Origin of the sequence: Xenorhabdus budapestensis (genome assembly GCF_002632465.1) — a bacterium.
In the GTDB taxonomy this organism is placed as follows: Bacteria; Pseudomonadota; Gammaproteobacteria; order Enterobacterales; family Enterobacteriaceae; genus Xenorhabdus; species Xenorhabdus budapestensis.
In genome coordinates, this window is the sequence record NZ_NIBS01000001.1 from 31830 (window position 1) to 48702 (window position 16873).

Consider the following 16873-nt stretch of genomic DNA (forward strand, 5'->3'; position numbering starts at 1 on the left):
TGGTCCCACCTGACCCCATGCCGAACTCAGCAGTGAAACGCCGTAGCGCCGATGGTAGTGTGGGGTCTCCCCATGTGAGAGTAGGGCACTGCCAGACATTCATTTATAAGTGTTGCTGGTATAGCAAAAGCAGCATAAGAAAGAAATTCGGTGGTGCGGTAGTTCAGTTGGTTAGAATACCGGCCTGTCACGCCGGGGGTCGCGGGTTCGAGTCCCGTCCGCACCGCCACCGTATTTAGGGGCGTAGTTCAATTGGTAGAGCACCGGTCTCCAAAACCGGGTGTTGGGAGTTCGAGCCTCTCCGCCCCTGCCAGTTAATAACTAAGTAATAATTGAATAGTTTTTAGATTAATAGCCCAGCTAATTTTAGCTGGGTTTTTCTTTTTTATTCGTGGCATTATCAAATCGCTATACTCTTCCACTTAGATCTCTAGTGTGCATCCCCTTTAAGACTCTTTATAGAGCGCTATCAGCTTGTTGCAGGTGCTTTTTCAACAGGTATTTTTAACAACTGTTGGATGAATGTATGCTGATCACTATTTTGTAGCCAGACGGCATATAGAGGCCGTTTGATTGGCTCATGATTGGGTGCAGTGACGAGGTTAGGATAATCATCAAGCCAGTGCTTAGGCAGGAATGTCGCAGCATTTACGCTATCTAATAATTCTCTGGCGATATGGGCTGAAGTGGTTGTAATGATCGGTGGGTGATCATTTTTCAAAATCTGTTGTTTTTGGTGGTGAAAATCAGCTCCCCACTCGAGTTTGATGTAATTTTCTATACCTTGTTCGAGATTATGTTGGGTTGTTAATAAAACAAGTTGGATACTACCGATCACTTGACTTTGGAATTCATCCATTTTTGGGGGCTCTGTTGTGATTAAAAGATCTAATTCACGCGAGTGCAGTTGTTTGACCAGAGACTGACGTGTAGAGACTCTTGATTCGATTCTCATCCCTTGATTATCCCGATAAAACATATTTAACCAAGGAGTTAGGTAGGCTTCCCATAGGGATGCTGTAGCACCGATAGAGAGTTCTGTATGTTGTGAGACGTAGTTGATCTCTTTCTTCGCTAACTGCCAAGTATTCATTAACGATTCTGCATAAGGGACAAGACGCTCACCAGCCGCAGTTAAGCGAATATTATTGCGATGTCGTGTGAATAAATTAGCACCTAACTGATTTTCTAGTTGCCGGATCCGGAAGCTAACTGCGGATTGTGTTAGATAGAGTGATTCAGCTGCCCGACCAAAGTGACGAGTCTTACTGACTTCCAAAAAGGTTTTCAGTAATTCGGTGTCCACATGCATCTCCAATAGTTTTTGTCGTTAAGATTTAAATATTTTGTTTTACAGAATGTCAAGCCTCCCTAATACTCCGCGCCATAATTAGTATGACTGTAGAGTTAGGAGTGTGTCAGATGGCTGAAAGCTTCATCACGACTAATCGTTTTTTTGATAATAAAAATTATCCACGAGGGTTTTCTCGTCACGGGGATTTCACCATCAAAGAGGCCCAATTGTTAGAACGTCATGGTTATGCGTTCAATGAATTGGATCTTGGCAAACGTGAACCACAAACAGACGAAGAAAAATTGTTTGTCTCTGTTTGCCGTGGTGAGCGTGCCCCTGTAACGACAGAGGAAAAAGTATGGGCTAAGTATTTGGCGAAAATTAGCCGTCCAAAACGTTTCCATACTCTTTCCGGCGGAAAACCACAGTTAGATCCTGCTGAGGACTATACTGATTCTGATGATTAATATCATCATTGGGATGACGGATCCATCAAGAGGGGCAAATTAGCCCCTTTTCTACGTCATCCAACCTGTTTTTGTAGCTGAATAAGCAACCTATCCATGCTCCGGTAACTGAGAGCTTCCATAATATCCGGCTTTTCTATTCTCTTTTGCTCTTTCAAATCTGCAATCGTACGTGAAACCTTTAATATCCGGTGCCAGGCACGTACAGACAGCCCTAATTTTAGTAAAGTGTTTTCCAGAAAAACGGCATCTTCCATTTTTAGTTTACAAACACATTCAGTTTGTTGACGATTAAGATGTGCATTTACATGCCCATACCGCTCTATTTGTATGTTTCTGGCATTTTGTACTCTCTTTTTGACTTCATGGCTACTTTCACCATGTTTTGTTGATGATTGACTCAAGATACCCGGAGGGAGTAGAGGAACTTCAATGGAGAGGTCAAAACGATCTAAAAAAGGACCTGAAAGTTTGGAAAGATAGCGCAATATTTGTTGCGGACTACTGCGATTGTGTAACCCCTGATGATATCCTGTCGGGCTTGGATTCATGGCTGCAATCAATTGGACTTGAGCAGGAAAACAAACTTTTGCCCTTGCACGAGATATGATAATTTCGCCGGATTCTAGTGGCTCACGTAATGCATCAAGGACACTTCGGTTAAACTCGGGCAATTCATCCAAGAATAAAATGCCATTGTGTGCAAGTGAAATTTCCCCAGGTTTAGGGATTGAACCTCCACCAACGAGAGCTGCCATTGATGAACTGTGATGAGGCGCTCTAAACGGTCGTATATGCCATTTTTTGGGATTAATTGACTGACCAGCCAAGCTATTGATTGCAGCGACATCTAGTGCTTCCTGATGCGTTAGAGGCGGTAATAGATCGCATAACCGACTGGCTAGCATTGTTTTACCTGTACCGGGGGGCCCAAGTAGCAGAAGATTGTGACCACCTGCGGCAGTGATCTCCAGAGCGCGCTTGGCTTGCTCTTGTCCAATAATGTCTCGTAGATCTAACAGTGGTGGTTCATTTTGTGGGGTAATGGGGGAAGGAGAAGATAATATTGCTTTTTCGCCATGCAAAAAATGGCAAACTTGTAGTAAATGATTGGCTAATAACGTTTCACTTTGGGATAAGATAGCTAATTCCGTTTGATTTTCTGTGGATAAAATCAATTGCCTTCCTGCATTTTTGGCGCTGAGTGCTGCGGGAATGGCTCCCATGACTTTTCGTATCTCACCTGAAAGCGCTAACTCTCCCAAAAACTCATAATTATGCAATTCATTTGGTGGAATTTGCTCTGAAGCGGCCAAAATTGCAATAGCGATAGGTAAATCATATCTTCCTCCTTCTTTGGGAAGATCAGCCGGAGCCAGGTTGACTGTGATTCTTTTTGGTGGATAGGTAAAACCGCTATTGATCAAAGCACTTCTGACACGATCTCTGGCTTCTTTAACTGTCGTTTCCGGCAAACCAACTAGTGTTAAACCAGGTAAACCATTACTGATGTGTGCTTCTATTGTGACGATAGGGGAATCAATACCTATTGTTGCCCGTGTATAGATGATAGCGAGTGTCATGTGCTCTCCTTAGCAAGAAAGCATTATCATGAATTGATAAAAAATAATAAAAAGTCTCCTTTTGTTATTTTGCGAAGACACTCGAAAATATATTGATTTTTTATTGGGGCCTAAAACCCGTTTATTTTTAATAAATTGTTATTTAATGTTTTTTTGGAATACATGAGATAAATTCATAATGTATTACCACTGAGTTAATTATTTTATTATTTAGATGAATTAATTAGCTGTTTTTATTTTTTGTTTATAATGATACTGCGCATAAAAATGTCTCTTTTAACATTTATGTCTTGTTATTAGGCAATTAAATTGTATTTATATAACTTATGTTATTAATTATTTTATAAAACATATAGATAGTTATTTTTTATCCTCATTTAAGGAATGAATACTGCTAACTTTGCTGGTTTTTGATTTATCTAACTGAAAAATATAAATAAAATTATTTTTCAAATAAAAATTTAAAATAATCGTTGTCAACAATTATAGAAAGTGATACTTGTAAAATATACGTCGAACATATGAATAAGAACGAAAAGAATTATGAGTAAATTTGTTCTAGTGATTAGCCTAATTATTAGCGTGGTGGTGATTATTCTACCGTGCGGGGCTGCACTTGAACGAAGGAAGGCGTAGACAGACAGATAGCCGGATTTCACAAAGCCCCCGCACCGAAAAGGAGCGGGGGTTTTTTTTTACACATGCCAAAAAACGAACATAAAACAACATCACAACAGGCCACTGACAGAGTAAACGCAATAGGAGGATGGTATGAATGGGGCTCAATGGGTTGTACAAGCATTACGAAAGCAGGGAGTTGAAAAAGTTTTCGGTTATCCAGGCGGAGCTATCATGCCTGTGTATGATGCTTTGTATGATGGCGGTATTGAACATTTGTTGTGCCGTCATGAACAAGGAGCGGTTATGGCTGCCATTGGCTATGCGAGGGCAAGTGGTAAGCCCGGAGTTTGTATCGCGACATCAGGGCCTGGAGCAACAAATTTGATTACCGGGTTGGCTGATGCTTTGTTGGATTCTGTTCCCGTCGTTGCTATTACTGGTCAAGTAAGTTCTGAAGTTATCGGTACAGATGCTTTTCAAGAAATCGATATGTTGGGACTTTCTCTTGCCTGTACCAAACACAGTTTTCTGGTGGAGTCGCTGGAAAAATTGCCTCAAGTTATGGCTGAGGCTTTTGCCATTGCCATGGAAGGCCGCCCTGGCCCCGTTCTGGTGGATTTACCGAAAGATATTCAGTTAAAACAAGGTGATTTCGCACCTTACTTAATGCCTGTCGTTGCCTCATCTTCTCTGCCTGAGCGTGAACTGGAACAAGCCCGTCATATGATGGCTTGTTCTAAAAAACCTATTTTGTATATCGGGGGAGGCGTTGGAATGTCAGATGCGGTGCCTGAATTACGCCGTTTAGTGGCAGAGACGGGGCTACCTGTTGTCTCTACACTCAAAGGATTGGGAGCTGCGGATGCTGAGCATGAATATTATTTGGGGATGCTGGGAATGCATGGCACAAAAGCTGCTAATTTCGCGGTTCAATCTTGTGATTTGCTTATTGCTGCCGGAGCTCGCTTTGATGATCGGGTAACCGGGAAACTGAATACCTTTGCTCCGCACGCCAAAGTCATCCATTTAGATATCGACCCTGTTGAATTAAATAAGTTACGTCAGGCACATATTTCATTATTGGGGAATTTAAAAACGTTGTTGCCTCATTTACAGCAGCCTTTGTCAATCAAGGCATGGCAACAAGAAGTTAAACAGTTAAAAAACGAACATGCATGGTGCTATAACCATCAGGGGGACAGTATTTATGCTCCCGCATTGTTAAAACAGATATCTGAGCGCAAGACATCAAATACTGTTGTTACCACTGATGTGGGACAGCATCAGATGTGGACTGCCCAACATATGACATTTGATGGGCCTGAGAATTTCATTACTTCCAGTGGGTTGGGCACGATGGGATTTGGCATCCCGGCGGCGATTGGTGCACAGATGGTTCGCCCGGAGGATATGGTCATTTGTATATCCGGTGATGGCTCTTTCATGATGAATGTTCAGGAATTAGGCACTATCAGACGCAAAAAATTACCTATCAAGATGGTTTTGCTGGATAACCAGCGTCTGGGGATGGTTAAGCAATGGCAGGAATTATTTTTTGATAAACGCTATAGCGAAACGATCCTAACCGATAACCCTGATTTTATTACCTTAGCAAAATCCTTTGATATTCCAGGCCAACATATCACAGACAAGTCGCAAATCAATACAGCGTTAGATGCCCTTTTCAACAGTGAAGGTCCTTATTTGCTACATGTATCCATTAATGAATTAGAAAATGTTTGGCCATTGGTTCCGCCTGGTGCCAGTAACGCAAATATGTTGGAGAGATCATTATGATGCAGCATCAACTGGCTATTCAGGCACGATTTTGTCCTGAAATTCTTGAAAGAATTCTGAGAGTTACCCGCCATCGTGGTTTTCAGATATGCGCATTGAATATGGATCATACAATAGATAGTGATAGTGTAAGTATTGAACTCACTGTCGCCAGTCAGCGTCCTGTGAATTTGCTTTTTTCCCAGTTGATGAAGCTGGTTGATGTTGCTGATGTTGAGATACAACACAAAAAATCACAATTGATAAGCGCATAGTGCGCATTTGAAGGAAACAGAAGAATGACAAAGCAAGCTGATTATATTTGGTTCAATGGGGGAATGGTTCCCTGGGCTGATGCAAAAATACATGTTATGTCCCACGCCCTGCATTATGGAACCTCAGTATTTGAAGGTGTCCGTTGTTACAACTCGCACAAAGGAGCAGTTGTTTTTCGTCATCATGAACACATGCAGCGTTTACATGATTCAGCCAAGATTTACCGTATGCCCGTGAGCCAGAGTGTTGATGAACTGATGGAAGCATGTCGTGAAACACTTCGCAAAAACAAATTAGTCAGCGCTTACATTCGTCCACTGGTTTTTATTGGTGATGTGGGTATGGGGGTGAATCCTCCCGCGGGTTATAAAACCGATGTCATTATTGCGGCTTTTCCGTGGGGAGCGTATCTCGGAGAGGAAGCACTGGAACAAGGCATTGATGCGATGGTTTCTTCATGGAACCGTGCTGCGGCAAACACAATTCCAACAGCGGCAAAAGCGGGTGGTAATTACTTATCTTCTTTGCTGGTGGGTAGTGAAGCTCGGCGCCATGGTTATCAGGAAGGGATCGCGTTGGATGTTCATGGCTATATTTCAGAAGGTGCGGGTGAAAACCTATTTGAAGTCAAAAATGGTGTTTTGTTTACCCCGCCATTCACTTCCGCTGCGTTACCGGGGATCACACGAGATGCCATCATCAAACTGGCACAGGATCTCGGTCTGGAAGTTCGTGAGCAGACCCTTTCCCGCGAATCACTCTATCTGGCTGATGAAGTCTTTATGACCGGAACAGCAGCAGAAATTACTCCAGTCCGTAGTGTAGATGGTATTCAGGTTGGAATTGGTAAATGTGGGCCTATCACCAAAAAAATTCAGAGTGCATTCTTCGGCCTATTTGATGGTTCGACAGAAGATAAATGGGGCTGGTTAGATCCAGTGAATCCTTAATAACCTGATTCCTTTATAACTAAGATAAAATTTAACAGGCGGTTCGTTCCCCGCCCGTTTTCTGATGCTGATTAGATAGACATGGGAGTGAAAAATAATGCCTAAATACCGTTCTGCTACGACAACTCATGGCCGCAATATGGCAGGGGCACGTGCTTTATGGCGTGCCACGGGGATGACTGATGCGGATTTTGGTAAGCCCATCATCGCCGTTGTGAACTCATTTACTCAATTCGTGCCCGGGCATGTTCATTTGCGAGATTTGGGCAAGCTGGTGGCAGAACAGATTGAGGCGTCCGGGGGAGTCGCAAAAGAATTTAACACCATCGCAGTTGATGATGGTATCGCAATGGGGCATGGAGGAATGCTTTACTCTCTGCCTTCCCGTGAACTGATTGCCGATTCGGTCGAATATATGGTGAATGCACACTGTGCGGATGCAATGGTATGTATTTCCAACTGTGACAAGATCACACCGGGCATGTTGATGGCATCACTGCGTTTAAATATTCCAGTTATTTTTGTCTCCGGAGGCCCGATGGAAGCGGGTAAAACGCGTTTATCCGATCAGCTCATCAAGTTAGATCTGGTTGATGCGATGATCCAGGGAGCGAATCCGCATGTCAGTGATGAACAGAGTGAGCAAATCGAACGTTCTGCTTGCCCGACTTGTGGTTCTTGTTCCGGCATGTTTACCGCAAATTCAATGAATTGTTTGACAGAAGCACTGGGGCTTTCGCAACCGGGTAATGGATCGCTCCTTGCTACACATGCAGATCGTAAAACCCTATTTATCAACGCGGGTAAGCGCATTGTTGAATTAACCAAACGTTACTATGAACAAAATGATGGCAGCGCTTTGCCACGTAATATTGCGACCAAAGCTGCGTTTGAGAATGCCATGACACTGGATATTGCGATGGGCGGTTCGACAAACACTGTTCTGCACTTATTGGCAGCAGCGCAGGAAGGTGAAGTTGATTTCACTATGGCAGATATTGATCGTTTGTCTCGTCAAGTGCCCCATTTATGTAAAGTTGCTCCAAGTACCCAGAAATACCATATGGAAGATGTACACCGTGCTGGTGGAGTGATTGGTATTCTTGGTGAGCTGGATCGTGCTGGATTGTTGCATCGAAATGTGAAAAACATCCTGGGCTTGGACTTGCCACAAACGTTGGCTCAGTACGACATTATGCTGACAGGGGATGACGATGTTAAGAGCATGTATACTGCGGGACCAGCAGGAATTCGTACTACCCAAGCTTTTTCGCAGGATTGTCGTTGGCCGTCTTTGGACACAGACCGGAAAGAAGGGTGTATTCGTGAACGTACTCATGCTTACAGCCAAGATGGGGGACTGGCTGTTCTGTATGGTAACGTTGCCGCGGATGGTTGTATCGTGAAAACCGCAGGAGTGGATGAAAGTATTCTCACTTTCCGTGGCACTGCCAAAGTTTATGAAAGTCAGGAAGATGCAGTAGACGCGATTCTGGGCGGAAAAGTTGTTGCGGGGGATGTTGTGGTTATTCGTTATGAAGGCCCGAAAGGCGGCCCTGGTATGCAGGAAATGCTCTATCCAACTACTTACCTAAAATCAATGGGGTTGGGAAAAAGCTGTGCTTTGATCACTGATGGGCGTTTTTCAGGAGGTACATCTGGGTTGTCGATTGGCCATGTTTCTCCTGAAGCAGCTAATGGTGGCTTGATTGGATTGGTTCATGACGGCGATATCATCAATATTGATATTCCAAACCGTAAAATCCAGTTGAATGTCAGCGAAAAAGATCTGACTGAACGGAAACAGGCTGAATTATCTCGTGGCGATAATATGTGGACACCTAAATCCCGAAAGCGTCAGGTTTCTTTTGCATTGCGGGCTTATGCTTCATTAGCGACCAGCGCCGACAAAGGTGCTGTACGTGATAAGACTAAGCTGGGGAGTTGATTGTGGCGGTTTATCCTCTTAATACTGAACCCAAGGGAGCGGAATATCTCAAAGCCGCACTAAGTGCACCAGTTTATGATGTTGCACAGGTCACTCCATTACAGGAAATGAAAAAAATCTCTGCTCGTTTAGATAACACTATCTTGGTTAAACGAGAAGATCGTCAGTTGGTACACAGCTTCAAATTGCGTGGTGCTTACGCGATGATCGCCAGCTTAACGGAAGAGCAAAGAGCTAAAGGTGTGATCACCGCATCTGCGGGCAATCATGCACAAGGTGTCGCATTATCGGCCAGTAAGGTTGGTGTTAAAGCCACTATAGTGATGCCGATAGCTACAACAGATATTAAAGTTGATGCAGTACGCAGTTTTGGTGGTGAAGTATTGTTACATGGCGCAAATTTTGATGAAGCGAAAGCAAAAGCGATTGAAATGTCAAAAGAACATAGTTACACCTTCGTACCACCATTTGATCACCCTGCTGTGATTGCCGGTCAGGCAACTTTGGCGATGGAGCTTTTACAGCAAGATGTTCATCTTGATCGCATTTTTGTTCCTGTTGGTGGTGGTGGATTGATTGCTGGTATTGCAGTGCTCATCAAACAACTCGTACCAGAAATGAAAATCATTGGTGTGGAGGCTGAGGATTCTGCCTGTTTGAAAGCCGCGTTGGAAGCCGGGCATCCCGTTGATTTACCCAGAGTCGGATTATTTGCGGAAGGTGTTGCTGTTAAACGTATTGGTAATGAAACATTCCGTTTATGTCAGCAATATGTTGATGATGTGATTACGGTAGATAGCGATGCTATTTGTGCAGCCATGAAAGATATTTTCGAAGATGTCAGAGCGATCGCGGAACCTTCCGGAGCTTTGGCGCTGGCGGGGTTGAAGAAATATGTCCAGCAGCACCAGATTAAGGGGGAGAGACTAGCCCATATTCTTTCTGGCGCGAATGTGAATTTTCATGGTTTACGTTATGTCTCCGAACGTTGTGAGTTGGGGGAGCAACGTGAGGCTTTGTTGGCGGTAACTATTCCTGAACAAAAAGGCAGTTTCCTGAATTTCTGCCAGATACTGGGTGCCCGCTTTGTGACAGAATTCAGCTACCGTTATTCAGATGCTGCCGCTCCAGATAAAGCCTGTATTTTTGTCGGAATACGATTGGGGCGTGGAAATGCTGAACGCATTGAAATTATTGAAGAACTAAAATCTGCGGGATATCAGGTATCTGATTTTACTGATGATGAAATGGCGAAACTGCATGTTCGTTATATGATCGGTGGAAGACCACCCAGACTATTGCAGGAGCGGTTATTTAGCTTTGCTTTTCCCGAATCACCGGGAGCATTGCTGAAATTTTTGCAAACATTAGGAACATACTGGAATATCACACTGTTTCATTACCGTAGTCATGGCACAGATTATGGACGAGTACTGGCCGCTTTTGAATTGTCAGGGTCGGAAGTCTGTTTTGACCGCCATTTAGATGAGCTAGGTTACGAATACCATGATGAGACTGATAATCCCTCATTTAATTTGTTGTTGAAATAGAAACAGTTAATATTATGAGAAATAGCACCTTTTAGAGTGCTATTTTTTTCATGGGATCACGTTATTTCATGGGGTAACAATCCCCAAAATGCCTTTATCAGTGGTTCATGCAGCCGCTTGCCAAGAGCACAAACCCCTAATTCGAATGGCTCAACCAACGAAATATTTTCCAACAGTAATATACGGTTGCGTACTGGTTCTGGGCTATTTTCAACGACAACCGCAGGGATTAACGCAATACCACAACCTAAAGCGACCATGGAAACAATCGCTTCATGACCAGAAACTGTAGCATAAATTTGTGGATGATTGATTTTGTGCCGACGAAACCAAAGTTCAATACGCTTACGGGAAGGGCCATGCTCAGGCAGGATAAAAGGAATGTTGTTCCAATTGGGGTGTTCCTGTGTCGATAGAGTTCTCACGGCACAAGGTAGGGAAGGCGCAATCAGTACCAACGGTATTTCACCTATTTTAGCAAAACTAACATTATCAGGTAGTTTTTCAGGCTTGCCTGCAATCCCCAAATCAGCAGCATCAAATTGGACTCTATCCACGGCATCAGCAGCATCCCCCGTTGTCAGTTTAATTTCCACCAAAGGATGTTCAGCTCGAAATTTATCCAGAACCTGCGGAAGATGGCTATAAGCGGCAGTGACCGAACAAAAAAGGCGTAATTCTCCCGTTAAAGATGGGCTTTGGTGATTCAGTGAATGGAGCAATTGCTGATATTGCAGCAGAGTTTGTTGGGCAAATTGCTTTAATTGCTCCCCTGCGAAGGTTAGTTTTACTGTCCGATTATCTCGCAGAAATAGTGAGTGCCCCAATTGTTCTTCAATACGTTGAATTTGGCGTGAAAGCGTGGATGGACTAACATGCATAGCTTTGGCTGTATGACCAAAATGACAACTTTCTGTAAGATGTAAAAACAATTTTAGATCACGTAAGTCCATCGTTCTTATGCCTTTTACTAGGTTTTTTTGCTATATATCCGTCGTACGATGGGAGATTGTCACAAATAAAGATATGTTGCATAAATTGCAATATAGTCTTGTCAATATATCAATTTAAGCAATGGATTTCATGTCATATATTGGCTATATGCAAACAACATCACACCTAATTATATCGGAGTCACCATGGCTAATTATTTTGATACATTGAACTTACGCCAGAAATTGGCGCAGTTAGGCAAATGTCGTTTTATGACGCGGGAAGAATTTGCTGACGAAGCAGGGTATTTAAAAGGCCAGAAAGTGGTGATTATCGGCTGTGGTGCGCAAGGATTGAATCAGGGGCTGAATATGCGTGATTCTGGCTTGGATATTGCCTATGCTCTGCGTAAAGAAGCCATTGCAGAGAAACGTGCATCATGGCGTAAGGCAACTGAAAATGGTTTCAACGTCGGCACATATGAGGAATTGATCCCACAAGCTGATTTAGTTATTAACCTGACACCGGACAAACAGCACTCTGCGGTTGTACAGGTCGTTCAGCCGTTAATGAAAGAAGGGGCGGCTTTAGGGTATTCCCACGGTTTTAATATTGTTGAAGTGGGTGAGCAGATCCGTAAAGACATCACGGTTGTGATGGTTGCTCCGAAGTGCCCGGGAACGGAAGTGCGTGAAGAATATAAGCGTGGATTTGGTGTTCCGACTTTGATTGCCGTCCATCCGGAAAACGATGCAAAAGGCGAGGGCATGGCAATTGCAAAAGCATGGGCAGCCGCAACCGGAGGTCATCGTGCAGGAGTTCTGGAGTCCTCTTTTGTGGCAGAAGTGAAATCTGACTTGATGGGTGAGCAAACGATTCTGTGTGGGATGTTACAGGCGGGATCTCTGTTGTGTTATGACAAGCTGGTGGCTGATGGCTCAGAGCCGGGTTATGCGGGTAAATTGATCCAGTTTGGTTGGGAAACCATCACAGAAGCCCTGAAACAGGGTGGCATTACCTTGATGATGGACAGGCTTTCTAATCCAGCAAAACTACGTGCTTATGCCCTTTCTGAACAGTTGAAAACCATTTTAACTCCACTGTTCCAAAAACATATGGATGACATTATTTCTGGTAAATTCTCTTCCACTATGATGGACGACTGGGCGAATGATGACAAAGATCTGCTGACCTGGCGTGCAGAAACAGGTCAAACGCCATTCGAAAACTACCCTGATTACAACGGTCATATCAGTGAGCAAGAATACTTTGATCATGGTGTACTGATGGTTGCTATGGTTAAAGCCGGGGTAGAGCTGGCATTTGATATAATGGTAGATTCAGGCATTATTGAAGAGTCCGCTTATTATGAATCACTACATGAACTGCCATTAATTGCGAATACCATTACTCGTAAGCGTCTTTATGAAATGAACGTGGTGATTTCTGATACGGCAGAATATGGTAACTACTTGTTCTCTTATGTTGCGGTGCCATTATTGCAAGAAAAATTCATGCCAACCCTACAGACTGGAGATTTAGGCAAGGTTGTTGTTGATAAAGGTATCGATAATGCTCAATTACGCGATGTTAATGACGCTATCCGTAACCATCCAATTGAGGTTGTAGGCCGGACTTTACGTGGTTATATGACAGATATGAAACGTATTGCTGTCGGCGGATAATACCTACTGATAATGTTACTCTATTGTATGCCCGATATTGTGTATCGGGCATAATTTTAATCTCAGTTACAGGTTAAATCTTTGCTTCAGCTCATCAATTTCCTGGCGCTGGAACGTATCAAAACGTTCTCTCGGTTGTTGGGCCTTAACCATGTTCAGTAAAGGGTCCTGAACTTTAGTGCGGACACCGCTCAACTCTTCCAGCACGGCTAAGCCACAGAATGGCACATAGAGTTCGGAATAACCACCTTCATGGACGACAACCAGTTTGCCATCGCATAATTCATCTGCTGCCTGCTGTATTTTACGCGTCATTTCCCGGAAACTCTCACTATGGAGCTGCATTCTGGCAAGTGGATCGACGGAGTTAGCATCATATCCACAGGCGACAATAATCAATTCGGGTTGATAACGCTGTAATGCGGGAAGAACGATTTGATCCATAGCATACATGTAACTATTGTGCCCGGCTCCTGCCATGAGTGGAATATTGATGTTAAAGCCTTCGCCTTTACCTGCACCGATATCATCTTCACCACTGTACCCTTCGGGGTAACAACCATCCTGATGCAATGACATCGTCAAAACATCATCGCGCTCCCAAAAGATATATTGTGTTCCGTTACCGTGGTGAACATCCCAGTCAACGACTGCGACCCGGCCAAGCCCAAACTGCCTTTTGGCCCGTTCAATGGCAAGGGAGATATTAGCAAGGAAACAAAATCCCATAGCTTTATTGGGTAGACAATGGTGTCCGGGAGGACGTGACAGGCTATAAGCGTTGTCCAGTTCGCCGTGCAGGACGGTTTCCACTGCTGCACAGACTAATCCGGCAGATAATTTGGCGATTTCATAACTGCCTGGTCCTACAGAGGCTTCAGAGCCAAGCATACCTGTGCCACCATCGCTCAGCGACTTAAAATTCTGTAAATACGCTTCTGGATGGATAAGCCTTAAGGTTGTTTCATCAATAGGATCAGCCCCTAACAGTTGTAATGAGCGGCTTAAACCAGAAACATCCATTAAATTTTTCATTCTTCGCTTAGTTTCTGGTGACTCGGCATGACCCGCTCCGGATGGCGGTTGTACCCATCCGCCAACTGGGAGCGTTACGACATGTTGTAATCCGGTAGTGTGCCAGAAACAGCTTTCATCAAAGAAAAAACCTGTTTTGCGTAACATATTGTATCCTCTTTGGCTGACTAATATGAAAATAAAAAATTTATTATTGCTATACCAATCAAACAGATGAAAATGATGTTATTTTTACAATGCATTGATAGCTACTATTACATATAGAAAAGTAATAAATCTATGGTAGAACAGTGAATTTGATAGTTACTAAAATAATTATTTTTGATTGATGAATGTCATGATTAATGAGCAATTGAGAAATGCTAGGATAATTAATTGGATAGGGTTTATTATTAATTCATTTTAAAATAAGACTATTTGTTATTTTTTTAGAAATTTTCTATTAAAAATGGGTTATTGCTATATTTTTATTTCTGTTATTTTAAATATATCTTTTATGCGTATTTCCATCTTGATTGAAAATAACTAACTGAAGCAGATTGATTATCTTATTTAGTAATAACACCTACGGTAAAGAAAATCTCCTTCCTGTGCTGCTTTCTGCTACAATTTCATCCCTCGATCTTTCATCCTGACATAACCTTCAAAACAGTATGCGATTAAACCCTAACCAACAACAAGCGGTTGAGTTTGTAACAGGGCCTTGTTTGGTTCTGGCCGGTGCAGGCTCCGGTAAGACCAGAGTTATCACCAATAAAATAGCCCACCTGATCCGCACTTGTGGTTATCAAGGCCGTCATATTGCGGCTGTGACTTTCACCAATAAAGCGGCACGCGAAATGAAAGAGCGTGTGGCCCAAACATTGGGTCGTAAGGAAACTAAGGGATTAATGATCTCAACATTCCATACGTTGGGGTTGGAGATCGTCAAGCGTGAGTACAAGGCACTTGGAATGAAGAGTAACTTCTCTCTGTTCGACGATCAGGATCAAATGGCATTGTTGAAAGATCTGACAGCGGATTTATTGGAAGAAGATAAAGATCTGCTACAAAAGCTAATCTCAAATATCTCCAATTGGAAGAATGACCTGATGCCACCGGAACAGGTGATGAGACAAGCTCGTTCAGCACAGGAACATCAGTTTGCGGAGTGCTATCGTCGTTACGATTTACATCTGAACAGTTGTAATGTTTTTGATTTTGATGATTTGATTACCAAACCAACCTTGTTGTTAATGCGGGACGAAGAGGTCAGGGAGCGTTGGCAAAACAGAATTCGTTATTTGCTGGTGGATGAATATCAGGATACTAATACCAGTCAGTATCAACTGGTGAAGTTACTGGTAGGCAGCCGGGCGCGTTTTACTGTTGTCGGTGATGATGACCAGTCAATTTATTCATGGCGTGGTGCTCGCCCGCAAAACCTGAGCCTGTTAAAGGAAGATTTTCCACAGCTCAATGTGATCAAGCTGGAGCAGAATTACCGCTCATCAGGGAGAATACTGAAATCGGCAAATATCCTGATTGCGAATAATCCCCATGTATTTGAGAAGAAACTTTTTTCTGAATTGGGTTATGGCGATCCTCTACGTGTGATCGAAGCAAATAATGAAGATCATGAAGCTGAGCGTGTCGTAGGGGAATTGATTGCCCATCACTTTATCAATAAAACCGAGTATAAAGATTACGCTATTTTATACCGTGGTAATCATCAATCCCGTATCTTTGAAAAGATGTTGATACAAAACCGGATTCCTTACCGCATTTCTGGCGGAACGTCGTTTTTTTCCCGGCCGGAAATTAAGGACTTGCTTTCTTATTTGCGAGTACTGACTAATCCTGATGATGACGGCGCATTTTTGCGGATTGTCAATACACCACGCCGGGAAATAGGGGCCGTAACGATTCAGAAATTGGGAGAGTGGGCGAAGCAGCGTAACAAAAGCTTGTATCATGCCAGCTTCGACCTTGGTCTGGAACAGAATTTGTCTGGTCGCGGGTTGGCTGCTCTACAGCGTTTTACCCACTGGATGAATGAAATTTCCCGTCGGGCAGGACGTGAGCCATTGCTGGGTGTAAGGGATTTACTGCACGGTATGGATTATGAAAGTTGGCTGTATGAAACCTCACCCAGCCCTAAAGCTGCTGAAATGAGGATGAAAAATGTCAATCAGCTTTTCACCTGGATGAGTGAAATGCTTGAAGGCGATGATCTGAATGAACCTATGACGCTTTCTCAGGTTGTGGCTCGCTTTACTTTACGGGATATGCTGGAGCGAGGTGAAGAAGATGGGGAATTGGATCAGGTTCAGCTCATGACGTTGCATGCTTCCAAAGGACTGGAGTTTCCTTATGTTTTTCTGGTGGGAATGGAAGAAGGGTTATTACCACATCAAAGCAGTATTGATGAGGATAATATCGAAGAAGAACGGCGTTTGGCTTATGTCGGTATTACCCGTGCACAACGGGAACTCTTTTTTACCCTTAGTAAAGAGCGTCGTCAGTATGGAGAATTGATTCGCCCTGAACCGAGCCGATTTTTGTTAGAGTTGCCACAAGATGATCTGGATTGGCCGCAAGGTAGGAAGGTAGTCAGTGCAGAAGAACGTATGGAACGGGGGCAATCACGTCTTGCCGATATCAAATCCCGCTTTGGCCTTGGGCAGAAAAGTAGTGGTAACTAAGCGGGTTAATGTCCTTACCCCAGTTTCATCACCAGTGATGCTGCTGGGGAACTTTCCTTCGTTTTTTCTTG

General features: G+C 43.4%; 13 protein-coding genes, 2 tRNA genes and 1 other annotated feature. Of the genes, 11 read left to right on the plus strand and 4 right to left on the minus strand.

The genetic code is table 11. The annotated features are described in order from the left end of the window. Positions 1-87: a sequence feature (5S ribosomal RNA rRNA prediction is too short), on the plus strand. A gap of 65 nt (positions 88-152) precedes the next feature. Together Xbud_RS00245 and Xbud_RS00250 are read left to right on the plus strand one after the other, a co-directional pair. Next, a tRNA-Asp gene (locus Xbud_RS00245) sits at positions 153-229 on the plus strand. 8 nt (positions 230-237) lie between these two features. Then, a tRNA-Trp gene (locus Xbud_RS00250) sits at positions 238-313 on the plus strand. A gap of 156 nt (positions 314-469) precedes the next feature. Here Xbud_RS00250 and hdfR read toward each other — a convergent pair. Continuing rightward, on the minus strand, positions 470-1306 hold the full coding sequence (gene hdfR, locus Xbud_RS00255; RefSeq protein WP_099134187.1) for an HTH-type transcriptional regulator HdfR: 837 nt from the start codon (positions 1304-1306) through the stop codon (positions 470-472). A 116-nt stretch (positions 1307-1422) separates the two neighbouring features. On the opposite strand from hdfR, the gene Xbud_RS00260 reads away from it, so the two are divergent. Continuing rightward, positions 1423-1761 carry a MaoP family protein gene (locus tag Xbud_RS00260; RefSeq protein ID WP_099134188.1) on the plus strand — a complete coding sequence of 113 codons (339 nt, stop codon included), beginning with the start codon at positions 1423-1425 and terminating at the stop codon, positions 1759-1761. Positions 1762-1817: 56 nt separating this feature from the next. Here Xbud_RS00260 and Xbud_RS00265 read toward each other — a convergent pair whose 3' ends face one another. After that, entirely contained in the window at positions 1818-3344 is a 1527-nt protein-coding gene (locus tag Xbud_RS00265; protein WP_099134189.1) for a YifB family Mg chelatase-like AAA ATPase, read from the minus strand. A 543-nt stretch (positions 3345-3887) separates the two neighbouring features. On the opposite strand from Xbud_RS00265, the gene Xbud_RS21250 reads away from it, so the two are divergent. From Xbud_RS21250 to ilvA, 6 genes are all read left to right on the plus strand, one after another. After that, the gene (locus tag Xbud_RS21250) at positions 3888-3980 is read left to right on the plus strand and encodes an IlvGEDA operon leader peptide (RefSeq protein WP_145956602.1); all 93 of its coding nucleotides are present in this window, start codon (positions 3888-3890) and stop codon (positions 3978-3980) included. 135 nt (positions 3981-4115) lie between these two features. After that, on the plus strand, positions 4116-5762 hold the full coding sequence (gene ilvG, locus Xbud_RS00270; protein ID WP_099134190.1) for an acetolactate synthase 2 catalytic subunit: 1647 nt from the start codon (positions 4116-4118) through the stop codon (positions 5760-5762). Then, complete coding sequence (gene ilvM, locus Xbud_RS00275; protein ID WP_099134191.1) at positions 5759-6016, plus strand: acetolactate synthase 2 small subunit; 258 nt, start codon at positions 5759-5761, stop codon at positions 6014-6016. Before ilvG ends, ilvM begins: the two co-directional genes overlap by 4 nt. Before the next feature lie 24 nt (positions 6017-6040). Further along, entirely contained in the window at positions 6041-6967 is a 927-nt protein-coding gene (locus Xbud_RS00280) for a branched-chain amino acid transaminase (RefSeq protein ID WP_099134192.1), read from the plus strand. Between the two features lie 97 nt (positions 6968-7064). Continuing rightward, complete coding sequence (gene ilvD, locus Xbud_RS00285; protein WP_099134193.1) at positions 7065-8915, plus strand: dihydroxy-acid dehydratase; 1851 nt, start codon at positions 7065-7067, stop codon at positions 8913-8915. 2 nt (positions 8916-8917) lie between these two features. Further along, on the plus strand, positions 8918-10465 hold the full coding sequence (ilvA, locus tag Xbud_RS00290; RefSeq protein WP_099134194.1) for a threonine ammonia-lyase, biosynthetic: 1548 nt from the start codon (positions 8918-8920) through the stop codon (positions 10463-10465). Positions 10466-10521: 56 nt separating this feature from the next. On the opposite strand, the gene ilvY is transcribed toward ilvA, so the two are convergent. Then, the gene (ilvY, locus tag Xbud_RS00295) at positions 10522-11418 is read right to left on the minus strand and encodes an HTH-type transcriptional activator IlvY (RefSeq protein ID WP_099134195.1); all 897 of its coding nucleotides are present in this window, start codon (positions 11416-11418) and stop codon (positions 10522-10524) included. Between the two features lie 186 nt (positions 11419-11604). Between ilvY and ilvC the strand changes: the two genes are divergently transcribed. Next, a complete protein-coding gene (gene ilvC / locus Xbud_RS00300) occupies positions 11605-13083 on the plus strand; it encodes a ketol-acid reductoisomerase (protein WP_099134196.1) in 1479 nt (492 codons plus the stop codon). 66 nt (positions 13084-13149) lie between these two features. Here ilvC and Xbud_RS00305 read toward each other — a convergent pair whose 3' ends face one another. After that, a complete protein-coding gene (locus tag Xbud_RS00305) occupies positions 13150-14265 on the minus strand; it encodes a class II histone deacetylase (protein WP_099134197.1) in 1116 nt (371 codons plus the stop codon). Positions 14266-14771: 506 nt separating this feature from the next. Here Xbud_RS00305 and rep point away from each other — a divergent pair. Further along, positions 14772-16802: a DNA helicase Rep gene (gene rep / locus Xbud_RS00310; protein WP_099134198.1), complete on the plus strand. Its 2031-nt coding sequence runs from the start codon at positions 14772-14774 to the stop codon at positions 16800-16802. Positions 16803-16873: the final 71 nt, after the last annotated feature.

Excerpts from the sequence above, each read along its gene's own strand:
- Xbud_RS00260 (WP_099134188.1), top strand. The coding sequence starts at position 1,423 with ATGGCTGAAAGCTTCATCACGACTAATCGTTTTTTTGATAATAAAAAT.
- Xbud_RS00265 (WP_099134189.1), bottom strand. The coding sequence starts at position 3,344 with ATGACACTCGCTATCATCTATACACGGGCAACAATAGGTATTGATTCC.
- Xbud_RS21250 (WP_145956602.1), top strand. The coding sequence starts at position 3,888 with ATGAGTAAATTTGTTCTAGTGATTAGCCTAATTATTAGCGTGGTGGTG.
- ilvG (WP_099134190.1), top strand. The coding sequence starts at position 4,116 with ATGAATGGGGCTCAATGGGTTGTACAAGCATTACGAAAGCAGGGAGTT.
- ilvM (WP_099134191.1), top strand. The coding sequence starts at position 5,759 with ATGATGCAGCATCAACTGGCTATTCAGGCACGATTTTGTCCTGAAATT.
- Xbud_RS00280 (WP_099134192.1), top strand. The coding sequence starts at position 6,041 with ATGACAAAGCAAGCTGATTATATTTGGTTCAATGGGGGAATGGTTCCC.
- ilvD (WP_099134193.1), top strand. The coding sequence starts at position 7,065 with ATGCCTAAATACCGTTCTGCTACGACAACTCATGGCCGCAATATGGCA.
- ilvY (WP_099134195.1), bottom strand. The coding sequence starts at position 11,418 with ATGGACTTACGTGATCTAAAATTGTTTTTACATCTTACAGAAAGTTGT.
- ilvC (WP_099134196.1), top strand. The coding sequence starts at position 11,605 with ATGGCTAATTATTTTGATACATTGAACTTACGCCAGAAATTGGCGCAG.
- Xbud_RS00305 (WP_099134197.1), bottom strand. The coding sequence starts at position 14,265 with ATGTTACGCAAAACAGGTTTTTTCTTTGATGAAAGCTGTTTCTGGCAC.
- rep (WP_099134198.1), top strand. The coding sequence starts at position 14,772 with ATGCGATTAAACCCTAACCAACAACAAGCGGTTGAGTTTGTAACAGGG.